General features: G+C 40.9%; 15 protein-coding genes and 2 pseudogenes. 12 read left to right on the top strand and 5 right to left on the bottom strand.

The genetic code is table 11. The annotated features are described in order from the left end of the window. The first annotated feature begins 111 nt into the window (after positions 1-111). The 4 genes from M5V91_RS19995 (at position 112) to M5V91_RS19980 (ending at position 4,741) form a co-directional block, all read left to right on the top strand. Positions 112-729, top strand: coding sequence for a DUF3298 and DUF4163 domain-containing protein (locus tag M5V91_RS19995; RefSeq protein ID WP_251175337.1), 618 nt, complete (start codon positions 112-114; stop codon positions 727-729). 162 nt (positions 730-891) lie between these two features. Beyond that, on the top strand, positions 892-1,692 hold the full coding sequence (locus M5V91_RS19990) for a MurR/RpiR family transcriptional regulator (protein ID WP_019380068.1): 801 nt from the start codon (positions 892-894) through the stop codon (positions 1,690-1,692). 132 nt (positions 1,693-1,824) lie between these two features. Continuing rightward, positions 1,825-3,396 (top strand): PTS transporter subunit EIIC, encoded by a 1,572-nt coding sequence (locus M5V91_RS19985; RefSeq protein WP_251175336.1) that lies wholly within the window; start codon positions 1,825-1,827, stop codon positions 3,394-3,396. After that, a complete protein-coding gene (locus M5V91_RS19980; protein WP_251175335.1) occupies positions 3,383-4,741 on the top strand; it encodes a 6-phospho-alpha-glucosidase in 1,359 nt (452 codons plus the stop codon). Before M5V91_RS19985 ends, M5V91_RS19980 begins: the two co-directional genes overlap by 14 nt. A 428-nt stretch (positions 4,742-5,169) precedes the next feature. Here M5V91_RS19980 and ahpF read toward each other — a convergent pair whose 3' ends face one another. Together ahpF and ahpC are read right to left on the bottom strand one after the other, a co-directional pair. Further along, the gene (ahpF, locus tag M5V91_RS19975) at positions 5,170-6,699 is read right to left on the bottom strand and encodes an alkyl hydroperoxide reductase subunit F (RefSeq protein WP_284521458.1); all 1,530 of its coding nucleotides are present in this window, start codon (positions 6,697-6,699) and stop codon (positions 5,170-5,172) included. 14 nt (positions 6,700-6,713) lie between these two features. Beyond that, complete coding sequence (gene ahpC / locus M5V91_RS19970; RefSeq protein ID WP_009335870.1) at positions 6,714-7,277, bottom strand: alkyl hydroperoxide reductase subunit C; 564 nt, start codon at positions 7,275-7,277, stop codon at positions 6,714-6,716. Between the two features lie 607 nt (positions 7,278-7,884). On the opposite strand from ahpC, the gene M5V91_RS19965 reads away from it, so the two are divergent. The 7 genes and pseudogenes from M5V91_RS19965 to M5V91_RS19935 all read left to right on the top strand — a co-directional run bounded on the left by M5V91_RS19965 (position 7,885) and on the right by M5V91_RS19935 (position 11,103). Continuing rightward, positions 7,885-8,238: a PadR family transcriptional regulator gene (locus M5V91_RS19965; RefSeq protein WP_009335869.1), complete on the top strand. Its 354-nt coding sequence runs from the start codon at positions 7,885-7,887 to the stop codon at positions 8,236-8,238. Then, on the top strand, positions 8,219-9,001 hold the full coding sequence (locus tag M5V91_RS19960; RefSeq protein WP_009335868.1) for a hypothetical protein: 783 nt from the start codon (positions 8,219-8,221) through the stop codon (positions 8,999-9,001). Before M5V91_RS19965 ends, M5V91_RS19960 begins: the two co-directional genes overlap by 20 nt. Continuing rightward, complete coding sequence (locus M5V91_RS19955) at positions 8,994-9,335, top strand: zinc ribbon domain-containing protein YjdM (RefSeq protein ID WP_009335867.1); 342 nt, start codon at positions 8,994-8,996, stop codon at positions 9,333-9,335. The genes M5V91_RS19960 and M5V91_RS19955 overlap by 8 nt, the downstream gene beginning before the upstream one ends. A 139-nt stretch (positions 9,336-9,474) precedes the next feature. Continuing rightward, on the top strand, positions 9,475-10,089 hold the full coding sequence (locus tag M5V91_RS19950) for a LytS/YhcK type 5TM receptor domain-containing protein (protein WP_284521457.1): 615 nt from the start codon (positions 9,475-9,477) through the stop codon (positions 10,087-10,089). Next, positions 10,047-10,373: pseudogene (locus M5V91_RS19945) on the top strand (PAS domain S-box protein); the annotation flags it as partial. The gene M5V91_RS19950 and the pseudogene M5V91_RS19945, both read left to right, overlap by 43 nt. Before the next feature lie 65 nt (positions 10,374-10,438). After that, complete coding sequence (locus M5V91_RS19940) at positions 10,439-10,714, top strand: histidine kinase dimerization/phospho-acceptor domain-containing protein (protein ID WP_284521456.1); 276 nt, start codon at positions 10,439-10,441, stop codon at positions 10,712-10,714. 80 nt (positions 10,715-10,794) lie between these two features. Then, positions 10,795-11,103, top strand: coding sequence for an ATP-binding protein (locus M5V91_RS19935; protein WP_284521455.1), 309 nt, complete (start codon positions 10,795-10,797; stop codon positions 11,101-11,103). A 46-nt stretch (positions 11,104-11,149) separates the two neighbouring features. On the opposite strand, the pseudogene M5V91_RS19930 reads toward M5V91_RS19935, so the two are convergent. Further along, a pseudogene (locus tag M5V91_RS19930) lies at positions 11,150-11,981 on the bottom strand (aldo/keto reductase). A gap of 16 nt (positions 11,982-11,997) precedes the next feature. Continuing rightward, positions 11,998-13,206: an MFS transporter gene (locus M5V91_RS19925; RefSeq protein ID WP_019380062.1), complete on the bottom strand. Its 1,209-nt coding sequence runs from the start codon at positions 13,204-13,206 to the stop codon at positions 11,998-12,000. 288 nt (positions 13,207-13,494) lie between these two features. Here M5V91_RS19925 and M5V91_RS19920 point away from each other — a divergent pair, with 288 nt between their 5' ends. Beyond that, the gene (locus tag M5V91_RS19920; RefSeq protein ID WP_284521454.1) at positions 13,495-13,797 is read left to right on the top strand and encodes a winged helix-turn-helix transcriptional regulator; all 303 of its coding nucleotides are present in this window, start codon (positions 13,495-13,497) and stop codon (positions 13,795-13,797) included. Positions 13,798-13,875: 78 nt separating this feature from the next. Here M5V91_RS19920 and M5V91_RS19915 read toward each other — a convergent pair whose 3' ends face one another. Continuing rightward, positions 13,876-14,199, bottom strand: coding sequence for a hypothetical protein (locus M5V91_RS19915; RefSeq protein ID WP_009335862.1), 324 nt, complete (start codon positions 14,197-14,199; stop codon positions 13,876-13,878). Positions 14,200-14,211 lie beyond the last annotated feature (12 nt).

The following is a 14,211-nucleotide window of genomic DNA, read 5'->3' as shown; positions in this document are numbered from 1 at the left end:
TCTCTTATATATCGATATCATTATATACCATTGAAACTTCCATTACCTGTTATGCACCTTAACGCCTATCCGATGAATAGAATGTTAAAAACCCAAAAAGGATGGATAGCCGTGGCAATCAACTTTCCAGTAGGCATCAAAACGGTGACAATCAGCAGCGGGCCGACTAAAGTGGTTTATTATCCCCGTGTGAAAGGAATGCAAAATAAGCAGCTGCAGCAATTTATTAACAGTACAATTGTCCGACAAAACCAGCAGATCATTAACGAGCAGACAGGCAATATGGATACAACCGTGGTTGATTTGTATGGATACTATGAGATTAAAAATAATCAGCGTGATGTACTGAGTTTGTCCTTGAACAATTATGTATATCACTATCATGCTGCCCATGGAATGACAGTTATAAAATCGCTGACATTTGACCTTCAGAAGAGAAGGCAGGTGGAGCTTAAGGATTTATTCAAGCCGGGAAGTGACTATGTAAAAAGAATATCCGAGCTGATTAAGGTGCAAATCAAGGAGCGTGATATACCGCTCTTAGTAGACTTTAAAGCAATCAGGCCAGATCAGGACTTTTATATAGCGGATAAAGCACTGATCATCTATTTCCAGCTGTATGAAATAACGCCTTATGCTTATGGATTCCCGATGTTTCCGATTTCCGTTTATGCACTGCAGGATATTATTGATGAAAATGGGCCGCTGGGGAGGATGGCGGTGAATTAAAGTTAAAAGGAAAGCTGCTTTAATGCGGCATTCCTTTTTTGCTGTAGAAAGGTAAATTCTTTTGATGTCGCCTATATAATAGTAGGATATTAATAATAGAAGCAATGTAAATAGAACCAGCCGGTCATAATAAGAAAAATGAGATGTAAAGAGGATGAATCAATGGATAATGCAGAGAAGATATATTTAGATTATACAATTGATAAAGACTTGAATCAGTCAGAGAAAGAGATTCTTTCTTTTTTAATTAAAAGCAAGATAGATGACCAGCATTTAAGTATACGGAAAGCAGCGGATGAGCTGTTTGTTTCAACTACATCCATCATTCGTTTGTGTAAAAAGCTGGGGTTTAGCGGATACAGTGAGTTTGTATATAATCTTGGTCTGAAAGTGAAGAAGGTGCATAGTTCAGATGCTGAATCAGTAGAAGAGATCCATCGTCCATTGGAAGCGAGCATCAATGAATTTATAAAAAATATCAGAACTACATTTGATTACATAGATGAGGAAAGCATCCAGGAATTTTTAAATGAAATTGAAAAGCATAAGATGATTTATTTTTATGGAGCAGGCTTTTCTACGCTGTTCTCCAATTATCTTGCTAAGAAATTGGAGCTTTTCGGGTATTATGTTTCAAATACATCGACTAGTGACAGCAGGGCGATTTTCTTTAATAATATCCAGAAGTATCGGCTGATGATTGTCTTTTCGCGATCTGGAGAGACAAGCAAGGTAATTGAAAAAGTCCAAATTGCTAAGGAAAAGGGGTTAAAGACCGTCCTGTTCACAGGAAATGATAAAAGCACGACAGCGAAATTGGCCGATATTGTGTTTACTATTCTCGATCCGACAATTGAATCCCAGCGTGAATTTGAGATCACATCGTTTGAGTCTAATATGTTTATGTTCATTGATATTATCCTGATTTTAGCGATTAAAAAGGGGATTATCAAAGAGTATTAAGCCCTGTAACATGTTACTTTATTTAGTGACATTGTACAGATTCCTTCATTCCCATTCCTTCCGCTAATAATCCAAGCTATACTGTGGATGTGAAATGATAGCGTTTACTTTTATTTAGAAAGGAAGACATCTATGAAACAAGTGGTGAATGGTCTCCAGCTATTTGGAAAATCCTTGTTTGCCCCGATTTTAATATTGCCGATCATTGGTCTTTTCATTGCGTTTGGCAATGTGTTTGGAAACGGGAACCTGGCACAGTACGTCCCGCTTCTTGAAAATCCGATAATACAAAATATCGGAAAGTTTATCTCTTCTTCGGCAGTTTCGATACTTCAGAATCTCGCATTGATCTTTGCAGTCGGCATTCCGATCGGGTTAGCAAAGAAAGATAAAGGTTATGCAGCATTAACAGGTCTAGTAACCTTTGTCATTTTTATTAATGCGATGCATCAGGTCCTGAATCTTTCAGAGCGTTTAGTTCCTGCAGAGGAGATGCAGATTTCCGGACAGGCAATGGTATTGAATGTTCAAGTTTTAGAGATGGGTGTGTTTGCAGGTATTTTAATCGGAGCTTTAGTTGGTGTTCTTCATAATAAATATTGCGATACAGAATTCAAAGGTGTTTTTTCCATCTATTCAGGTCATCGTTTTGTAGCTATTTTAGCAATACCAAGTGCAATGGTTCTAGGGGCGCTTGCAGCCGAGTTTTGGCCGATTGTTCAAAATGGAATTACAGCGCTGGCTAATGGTATCCGAAGCTTAGGGGACTTTGGTTTCCTTATCTATGGCTTCCTGGAAAGAATCCTGATTCCGACAGGACTACATCACCTTATTTATACACCGTTCTTATATACAGAACTGGGCGGAATGACAACTGTTGCAGGAGAAGTTGTCCATGGGGCAAGGAATATTTATTTTGCTGAAATGGCTGACCCAAGTGTGGCTGTATTAAGCAGCACAGTAAACTGGGATGCACGCGGCCTGGCAAAGATGTTCGGATTAATTGGTGCAGCTTTAGCTATGTACGTTACGGCTGATAAAAATAAAAAAGCGATGGCAAAAGCGATTCTCCTGCCGGCAGCCGTCACTTCATTCCTGCTTGGGGTAACGGAGCCAATTGAATTCGCGTTCCTATTTACTGCTCCAATCCTGTTTTTTATCCATGCAGTTCTGGCTGGTACAGGAATGATGCTCTTAAATGTCTTTGGTGTTCATGCAATCGGCGCGAATGGCGTTATTGATTTCCTGCTTTATAATTTGCCGCTTGGTACAGAAAAGTCCAATTGGCCTATGTTCATTGTCGTAGGTCTGATTATGTTTGCTGCCTATTTTATCATCTTCAGATTCCTGATCCTGAAATTAAACCTGAAAACACCTGGCCGTGAAGAAGGTACAGAGGAAACTGTCCAGCCAGCAGAAGTTCAGACAAAAGGGAATGCAGCAGCAGGGTCTCCTCTAGGTGAAACGATTGTAACTGCACTTGGCGGAAGCGGAAATATTGAAAATGTAGATAATTGTTATACAAGATTAAGACTTGTTTTAAAGGATCCAAATGCAGTAGATGAACAGCTGTTAAAAGAAACTGGATCAAAAGGAGTCATCAAGTCAGGCAACAATGTTCAAGTTGTATATGGTCTGAACGTAAAGTCTGTTCGAGATCAAGTTGATCAAAAACTGGGAGGACTAAATTATGAAAATGTATAAATTAGCGATTGCGGGCGGCGGAAGCACGTATACACCAGGAATTGTGAGAAGCTTAATGGATAGATTAGAAGATTTGCCATTATCCGAGATTAGATTTTACGATATTGATGGAGAGCGCCAATCGAAAGTAGCAGTCGCAGCTAAAGCGGTTATTGCAGAATATACAGATTCTATTAAAATAACCGAGACAACTGATCCGGAAACAGCATTTGAAGATGCAGACTTTGTATTTGCGCAAATGCGTGTCGGCAAATATGCGATGAGGGAGCTTGATGAGAAAATACCTCTGTCACATAATGTAGTAGGTCAGGAAACGTGCGGGCCTGGCGGATTGGCATATGGTTTAAGAACGATTTTCCCTATGGTGGAACTTATTGATTATGTAGAAAAATATGCGAAGGAATCGTGCTGGATTGTCAACTATTCAAATCCTGCTTCAATCGTAGCAGAAGGTGTGCGGAAGCTGCGCCCTAATGCAAAGGTTATTAACATCTGCGATATGCCTGTAGCAACGATGCGCAACATGGCGGGCATCCTTGGAGTGGAGAGAGAAGACCTTGTGGTAGATTACTTTGGATTAAATCACTTTGGCTGGTTCACCAAAGTAGAAGTGGACGGAGAAGACCGCCTTCCGGAGCTTCGTGAGCATATCAGCAAATGGGGACTGCTGACAGAGGACATCTCTAAAATTGATTATCGCCATGCTGATTCTTCCTGGATTAAGACATTTAAAAATATTAAGCCGATCATGGATTTCTTCCCGGATTATATTCCTAATCCATACCTGCAGTATTACCTGTTGCCGGATTATATTGTGGAGAATTCAAATAAAGAGCATACCCGTGCCAATGAGGTTATGGAAGGAAGAGAAAAGTCTTTGTTTGAAACAATTAGAAAATTTGAAGAGACTGGCATCCTGGATGATGCGTTTCATGTTGGTGTACACGGAATTTTTATTGTAGATGTTACTGTATCCATTGCACAGAATCTGGCAAAACGATATCTTGTAATGGTAGAAAACAATAGAACAATTCCTAACCTGCCGGCAGATGCCATGATCGAAGTGCCTGCACTTATTACCAATAAAGGACCTGTTCCTGAGTATGTCGGGAAAATTCCATATTTCCACAAAGCCATGATTGAACAGCAATTGGCATCCGAAAAAATTTTGGTGGAAGCCATAACAGAGGGGTCTTATGAAAAAGCATTACAGGCATTCACGCTTAACAAGACAATTCCATCTGCCATTGTTGCTAAAAAGATTTTAGATGATCTGATTGAAGCCAACAAGGAGTATTGGCCAACACTTGAGAAGAAATATAAAGAAGGCTCATTGGTACACTGATAGAATGGAAGGGCACAGGCTATGTCTGTGCTCTTTTTCTATTTCAATCAAACATTTGATTGAAAAGGTGGAAGTTGTTATAGGCGGTGCTTTTCAACTTAGTGTTGTTCATTCGGACAGGAGAAGAAGAAAACCGAGTTGGTGAGTCCGAACTCAGTGCTTATTCGGACAGGGGAAGAAGAAAACCGAGCTAGTGAGTCCGAACATAGTGCTCATTCGGACAGGAGAAGAAGAAAACCGTGCTAGTGAGTCCGAACTCAGTGCTTATTCGGACAGGAGAAGAAGAAAACCGAGTTGGTGAGTCCGAACTCAGTGCTCATTCGGACAGGGGAAGGGGAACTAAGAAAGAATGAGTCTGAACCAAATTCCATGGTGCTCAATAAAAAACCGCTTCCTGCCAAAGGCAGTAAGCGGTTTTAGGTTAAAAATTAATTACGGATCAGATAGTCAAACGCACCCAAAGCTGCCGTTGCACCAGATCCCATGGAGATGATGATTTGCTTGTAGGCACTGTCTGTACAGTCTCCTGCAGCAAATACACCAGGGATGTTTGTGGCACCGTGCTTGTCCACGACGATTTCGCCGAAGCGAGTACGCTCGATCTGGTCGCCTAACCAATCTGTGTTAGGAACCAGGCCGATTTGGACGAATACACCTTGCAGTTCAACATGGTGTTGTTTTTCTGTCTCACGATCCATGTATGAAATACCGTTTACTTTATCAGTTCCGGTAATTTCAGTTGTCTGAGCATTTGTGACAACCGTTACGTTTGGAAGGCTGTTCAGACGTTCCTGCAGAACGGCATCTGCTTTCAATTCAGGATTGAATTCGATAACCGTTACATGGTTAACAATCCCTGCAAGGTCAATGGCTGCTTCAACACCGGAGTTGCCTCCGCCGATAACAGCTACGTCTTTGCCTTCAAATAATGGGCCATCACAGTGAGGGCAGTAAGCAACCCCTTTGTTTTTGAACTCTGCTTCACCTGGCACGTTGACATTTCTCCAGCGTGCACCAGTTGAAAGGATGACTGATTTACTTTTCAGTACAGCACCATTTTCAAGTTCAATTTCAACAAGGTCCTTCTTTTCAAGTCTCTTTGCACGCTGCAGATTCATGACATCGATGCCATAATCTTTCACATGTTCCTCAAGGCTTGCAACAAGTTTAGGGCCTTCTGTATGCTTCACACTAATAAAGTTTTCGATGCCTAAAGTATCCATTACCTGGCCGCCAAAGCGTTCAGCAACGATGCCGGTGCGGATGCCTTTGCGTGCAGCATAGATTGCCGCGCTTGATCCCGCAGGGCCGCCGCCAATGACAAGCACATCATAAGGATCCTTATCTGCAAACTCTGATGCGTCAGGGCCTGTTCCCATTTTCGCCAGAATTTCTTCAAGGGACATACGGCCGCTGCCGAATGGTTCGCCATTTAGAAGAACTGTCGGCACTGCCATGATTTCTTTAGCATCTACTTCTTCTTTGTAAGAAGCACCATCGATCATTGTGTGTGAAATATTAGGGTTAAGAACACTCATGACGTTAAGAGCCTGTACTACATCAGGGCAGTTGTGGCAGCTTAAGCTGACATAAGTTTCAAAACGATATTCGCCCTCAATCTTCTTCACCTGGTCGATGACTTTCTGGTCAACCTTAGGTGCCCTACCGCTAACTTGAAGCAGAGCAAGCACTAAGGAAGTAAATTCATGTCCAAGAGGAATGCCGGCAAAGGTAATGCCAGTATCTTCACCTGGACGATTTACACTAAAGCTTGGCGTCCTTTGTAATTCAGTGCGCTCAACTTTAATGCGGGAGGACATATTGGCTAGCTCATCTACTAAAGCCAGCATGTCGCTGGATACTTTATCTGATCCAGCGCTGACTTTTAGAAGGATGTCGCCCTCCATCATCTGAAGATATTGAGCTAATTGTGCTTTTATATCTGCATCAAGTAACATGATTATCGTGCTCCTTAGATTTTACCTACTAGATCAAGGCTTGGCTTAAGTGTTTCAGATCCTTCTTTCCACTTAGCCGGGCAAACTTCACCTGGGTTGTTGCGTACATATTGAGCTGCTTTAAGCTTGCTTACAACCTGGCTTGCGTCACGGCCAATTCCGCCAGCGTTGATTTCAACAGTTTGGATGATGCCATCTGGATCGATGATGAATGTTCCGCGTTCAGCCAATCCATCTTCTTCGTTCAGAACTTCGAAGTTGCGGGAAATTCTTTGGTTAGGGTCACCAATCATAACGTATTCAATCTTGTTGATTGTTTCTGAGTTATCGTGCCATGCTTTATGAGTGAAGTGAGTATCAGTTGATACAGAATAAACTTCTGCTCCCATATCTTTTAAAGTTGCATATTCATTTTGAAGATCTTCTAATTCAGTAGGACATACGAATGTGAAGTCTGCTGGGTAGAAGCATACTACGCTCCACTTTCCTTTGAAGTTTTCTTCAGTAACATCGATGAAATCACCGTTATGGTAAGCTTTTGCTGCAAATGGTAGTACTTCTGAACCGATTAATGCCATGATAAAATTCCTCCTTAAATGGTTGAGTGATATGATTATTAATTAAATAGCGAACTATTTAATAATAATTCTAATTCGGTAATAATTATCATATACGATATATTTTTTGTCAAGGGATAAGCTGTGAAAATTTGCTCCTTTTCGGCTGAAGGGCGAAAACTTTAAGTGGCAAGATAAGACTCCGATGTTTAATTGCGCTTTTTTTAGGGTGAAATCAGTACGGCATGGAACTTTTAAAGCAGCCTTAAGCTCCTTAATTACAGTATAACTCTTCCTTATTTTGAATACCCTTTTTTTGCCTCAATCAATCTCAACTAATATGAGATTTAAGTTTATAATTGAGAATGTGTTTAAAAACGGCGGCCGATGATCAGGTGCTGGTCCACATTCACTTATTATTCCCTCTTTGGGTAAAAACAATCGATATGGCAGTAAAAATAGTTCAATCAAACGTTTGATTGATTAGAGTAAAAAATTACCTGGTTTTTACAAGAATACCTTGCATTACAATATAGTGAGAGGTATAGTAAGAGTATATCTTGTATTGCAAGGTAGTTAACTGCAGGTTATTATCTTGTAATACAAGGTAGTGGAGGGAGTAAGGTCAATGTCAGATACCACGCAAATGTTAAAAGGAATTCTGGACGGTTGTTTATTAGCCATAATTAAAGAAGGGGAGATTTATGGGTATGAATTGGCGGCGAAATTGGAGTCATATGGATTTCACTCATTGAGCGAAGGCACTATTTATCCGCTGCTTCTGCGTATGCAAAAAGAAGGACTGATCAGTGCTACTTTGCGAAAGTCAACAGCTGGACCTAAACGAAAATATTACACATTAACTGAAAAAGGCGAGCAGGAGCTGGAGTTATTTATCGGGCGCTGGGAACAGGTAAGTTCATCTGTTGACAATGTATTAAATAAAAAGGGGGATATGAAGAATGGTCTCAAAGGAGTCTGAACAGTTTTTGTCAGAGCTTCGTTTTTACCTGATGTCAAAAGGAAAAAACGATGATGAAATAAATGAAATAACAGAAGAGCTTGAAGTGCATTTAATGGAAGCTGAAGCCGATGGGAAAGATGTGTCTCATATTATCGGGGATAGCCCAAAGCAATATATGAAAAGCATCGGGGAATCAATGAGTACCGATTACCGTCAGATTGCGGGGCTGGTGCCGCTGATGGTCCTTTTGCTGGGTGCTTATATCAGCATTGGTCCTGCAATTGAAGGGAAATTCTCATTATCCAAAGGTACACTTTGGATCGCTGTTATCACAGGAGTAATTGCAGTCGGAGCTTATGGTCTTCTGATTTTCAGAGTGCTTCCTAAATTTCTTCATTCCAAGTGGGGAGCGGTTCTTCTTTTAGTAACCAGCATGGCTGTTACAGGCTCAATGGTCTTAATTTTACTATGGAATCAGAAACAGGGATTTGAACCGATTTTTACTGCAACACCCTATCAGAATAATGTTATTGTGGCAATTTGTGCGGTCATATTTATCGTATCTGCTATTTATACAAAAACATGGTTTACGATTATATTACCCGTTTTTTTGTCTGCGGGATCCATTGCCAATCGGTTTATTCCTCAGGACGTGAATGAAGATTCAACATATATCTTATATACTGTTATAGCATTCATTATTATAGCGGCTGTCATGATATTCGTATTCATGGCTAAAAGGAAAAAAATGCTGAACAATGGAGGAAAACGAAATGTCTAGCTTGCCTAATTGCCCGAAATGCAGTTCAGAGTATACGTACGAGGACGGGATGCTCTTTGTATGTCCGGTATGTGCACATGAGTGGACAGCTGAATCCGAAATCAATAGTTTCGAGGACGAAAAGTTGATTAAGGATTCTAATGGAAATGTACTTACTGATGGAGATACGGTATCAGTCATTAAAGATCTTAAAGTGAAAGGCACTTCTTCTGTTATTAAGATTGGAACCAAGGTTAAAAACATTCGCATCGTGGATGGGGATCATGATATTGAATGTAAGATCGATGGCTTTGGCGCCATGAAGCTTAAGTCGGAGTTTGTGAAGAAAGTGTAACGAAAAAGGCCTATCCTTTCAGGATTGGCCTTTTAAAATATCCTTTTGGGGGTACTAAAATAGTAGTGGAAAGGTCACCATCTCTGGTTTATGATAAAGAAAGAATATTAAGAATTTCTCAAAATAGGTGGGAGCCTCCTTGATACTATTAGACTACATTGTCAATCTCTCTATTTTTTCATTATTGGTCAGTGTGCCTTTAATTCTCCGCTCGTTTATCAGTCATAAACCGCTCAAGGACCTGCATCTTTTGGGCGGCATTTATGCAGGAATTATTTCTGTCATTCTTGTGGGGTTATCTTTTAACGAGCAGGGTTATTCCTATGATATTCGTTATGCCATTCTGATTTTGGTATTTTCCTATTTAGGGCCAGGGGCAGGGATTATTACCGCAATTATTGCTCTTGTCACAAGGCTTGCAATCAGTGAGAATTGGCTGCCTGCCATAATAGGGTTATTGCTTATTTTGATTGCTTTTACAGTCATACATAAATATTGCCGCCAACATAAGGCAGTTAGAAAAACGGCCATATTATATGGTGTGTATTGTGCCATTTATATTATAACGGTACCGATAATTTTTAATGTTTTTAGGGACAGCCCGATTTTTCACCTGCAATATATTCTGTTTGTGGGGCTTGGTGTCATTGTTGGGAGTTTGCTGATTGAATCCTATGAACGATTGATTCGAATCATCACAGAAAAAAGCGGATGGAAAAGACGCTGGAAGAAAGTGAATCTAAATACCGGCTAATCGCTGAAAATACATCAGACCTAATCGCAGTTATGGACAGGGATCGCAGTTTAAGTTATTTATCTCCGTCTCATGAGCTTGTATTAGGATATGAAGTAGCAGAATTGCAAAATATGGAAGTTGATTTTGTTATTCATCCAGATGAAGCGGAGTATTTTCAGGCAGGCATGCAAAGGATATTCGAAAATAATGAGCGTATGGCAATGGAGTTCCGCCTAAAACACAGAGGAGGCCATTGGATTGAATTTGAGTCACGGTGTATGCCGGTTGAGGGTGAAAATGGTGTTATCGAGCATGTTGTCATGATTAGCAGAGATATTTCTGAGCGAAAAAAGCAGAGGAATTTCTTTTGCAGTCTGAGAAACTATCGATTGTCGGGGAGCTTGCAGCCGGGGTTGCCCATGAAATCAGAAACCCGCTTACAACCATCAAAGGGTTTCTGCAGCTTTATAAGAGCGGCAATAGCCAAATTAATGCATTGCTGCTTAGCGAACTGGAGCGCATTGAAAATATCACCACTGAAATGCTTTCGCTTGGAAAACCGCAGGCCATTCAAATGGACACGGCTAAGTTAACGGATATTATAGAGAATACAGTCGAGTTATTATCCCCCAGGCAAATATGAACGGTATCCAGTTCAAGCTGAATTTTGCAGATGGTGACTTTTTGATATCATGTGAAAAAAATCAAATCAAGCAGGTTTTTTTGAATATCTTAAAAAACGCCATGGAGGCTATGGAAAAAGGAGGGGATATTGAGATTTCCCTCAAGGATAATAATGAAGGGGAATGTATTGTCTCCTTTCAGGATCAGGGATGCGGAATACCTGACGAATTTCTGCCGAGACTGGGAGAACCTTTTTATACACTAAAAGAAAAAGGGACTGGTCTGGGACTTATGATTTGCCATAAAATCATTAAGCAGCATCATGGCAGCATCGTATATAAAAGCAAGATTGGTGAAGGTACTTTAATAGAGATTACATTGCCGCTTTTAAGGCAGAAAATTCGTTAAACAAATAAGAAAAGACGAGGAGTCTGCTGCTCCTCGCCTCTTTTATTTAGAAATCAAAGTTGTCAGGATCTGGTCCAACGCGTAAATGTTCATCTAAAGAATCAATCAATTCCATGTCCTGCTGAGATAGTTCAAAATCGAATAAATCTGCATTTTCTTTGATGCGATGAGGCTTTGTTGACTTAGGGATGACAATAATGCTGTTTTGCAGGTGCCACCTTAGGACAATTTGTGCAATGGATTTTCCATGTTTTTCAGCCAGTTCCTTAAGGATCTCATTTTCAAATAATCCGCCCTGCATTAGTGGAGCCCACGCTTCAATGTGCATATCATGTTTGGCGGCAAAGGCGCGGAGTTCAGTTTGAGCAAATTTAGGGTGCAATTCAATTTGATTAATCATTGGTTTGATCTCAGCTGTTTTCAATAGATTTTCTAAATGGCGGATCTGAAAGTTGCTGACGCCAATCGTTTTGATTTTACCTTCTTTATATAAGTCTTCCAATGCTCTCCAAGTTTCTGTGTATTTCCTCAACAGGCCAATGGATCAAATAAAGGTCAAGATATTCAAGTCCCATTTTCTCCAATGAGGTGTTAAACGCCTTAAGTGTTGCTTCATAGCCCTGGTCGGAATTCCAGACTTTTGAAGTGATAAAGAGTTCCTCTCTATTAATGCCAGACTGGCGGATGGCTTCTCCCACCCATTCCTCGTTGCCATAGATGGATGCTGTGTCGATGCTTCTATATCCAATTTCAATTGCCGCTTTTACAGCGGTTATTAGTTCTTCTTCCTTTTCTACTTTAAATACGCCAAGGCCAACCATGGGCATTTTAACTCCGTTTGCAAGTGCTGCAGTACTTGATAAAGATAGATTATTCATATAAGACACTCCTTAATTAGTTAGTTTGTTTGTTTTGTTTCTCAAGTTTTTTTAGCCATCCCGTCAGAAATACGGCCCCAAGCACCATTACTCCGCCTATCCACGGTGTGTGAATTAAGCCAATCGAGTCGACGATCAGTCCGCCTGCAAATGAGCCGATAGCAATTCCGATGTTAAAGGCAGCGATATTTAATGCAGAAGCAACATTGACAGCAGAAGGAACATATTTCTCTGCCAGGTTCACCACGAGAATTTGAAGGCCGGGCACATTCATGAAAGCAAATAAGCCCATTAGGAAAATAGCAGCAAGACCAAGAATTTTAAAAGGTGCTGCAAAGGTAAGCAGGACAAGAATAAAGGCTTGCAGAGCGAACATCCAAAACAATGCTTTTAATGGATCCCTGTCTGAAGCTTTTCCGCCAAGAACATTGCCTATTGCCACGGCCACTCCGTAAGCGAGCAGAATGATACTGACCCATTTTGGGCTAAACCCTGTTACATCTTCGAGAAGCGGAGTCAGGTAGGTAAAAGCAACGAATGTTCCGCCGTATCCCAATGCGGTAATGCTAAAAGCTAAAAGCAGTTTTCCGCTGCTTAGAATTTTCAGCTGTTCACTAAACTTAGAAGCTGGTGCTTGCTTAAGGTTTTTGGGAACAAGTATGGCACTGGCGATAATTCCAATTACCCCAAGCAGTGCAACTCCCAAAAATGTGGCTCTCCAGCCAAATGTCTGCCCGATAAACGTTCCGAGCGGTACACCTGTCACGGTTGCAACAGTCAAACCAGTGAACATAAAGGCTATCGCACTGGCGCGTTTGTTCTCTGGAACTAAATCAGCGGCTATGGTCGAGCCTATTGAGAAAAAGATTCCGTGTGAAAATGCTGTAATGAAACGTGCAGCCAGCAAAAGGGAAAAAGAGGTAGACAGGGCTGCGACAGAATTTCCGATGATAAACAAAACCATTAATGACATGAGAAGAAACTTTCTGTTCATTTTACTTGTCAAAGCAGTTAGTACAGGTGCTCCAATGGCAACTCCCATGGCATAGCCCGAAATCAATAAACCTGCTAATGTAATGGAAATTCCTAAATCACCTGAAATGGTCGACAGCAGCCCAACAGGCACAAACTCTGTGGTGCCAATACCGAATGCACTGATTGCGAGTGCAAGCAGGGCAGGAGTGCCGCCTTTTTCTTTTTGTGCATTTATAGCAATAGAACTCATTGGCAATGAATCCTCCTTATATTTAAAGTATGGGATGGAGCAAAGACATTATAGCCAGGCGCCTTGGCCATACAGTCTTGATGAAAGATATTATGGAGCATGCCAAACATGGTGAACAGTACGTACTTTAAAGTAATGCAGGTACTAAAAAGTAACCTATGGTCAATTTCACCATTTTGTTTTATGCTTCCCTATGCTATTATGGATGGCATGATTCGAAATGAATAGTACGCACTTTAAAGTAATGTAGGTACTTTTTAGTGCCTACCAAACAGAGGGGGAAGGAAGTTGGCTTACAATATTCCGGTAGAAGCTACATTAGATGTGATTGGCGGGAAGTGGAAAGTTGTAATCATGTGTCATTTAATTAAAGGTGAAAAGCGTACTAGCGAGCTTAAGCGGCTTATGCCTGGGATTACACAAAAAATGCTGACTCAGCAGCTGCGCGAACTTGAAGCGGATGGCGTTGTAAACCGTGCTGTTTTTGATCAAGTTCCTCCTAAGGTTGTCTATTCATTAACAGATTATGGATGGTCACTTCGCCCAATCCTGGATGCAATGTGCAATTGGGGGAAGGACATATTGAATTAACAGGCGGAGAGCTTGTAGAACAATAAAAAACAAGGACTCGTATGCTTAAGGCAAACGAGTCTTTTTTATGTGGCGGAGCTATTTACTCTTTATTTGTTCGCGGATGCTCTCAAGCTCCTCAAGCGATAATGAGCCAAGTGATTTCTTTATTTCTTCCTCGATTTGTTTCTTATTAGTTTCCCTGTATTGGTCCCACCATTCCCGAAGGCCTTCCGTATTTGCAAGCAAATACTCGATATCGATTTCTTCCACCTCATCATCCGACAGATAATTCAATACAGCAGCTAACATTCGATTCAGCTTGCTGACCTCATTTTCACTTTTTTCATTTGCACTTGATGATTCTGCAGTATCTTTTTTGCTCTCATCATCTCTGCCTTCTGCAGCTGCTTTCTTTGGCATGAATTCACCCCT

It is taken from the genome of Cytobacillus pseudoceanisediminis, from assembly GCF_023516215.1.
Lineage (GTDB): Bacteria > Bacillota > Bacilli > Bacillales > Cytobacillaceae > Cytobacillus > Cytobacillus pseudoceanisediminis.
Note: the sequence above shows the minus strand (reverse complement) of the source record. Positions and strands in the feature narration are given on the sequence as shown.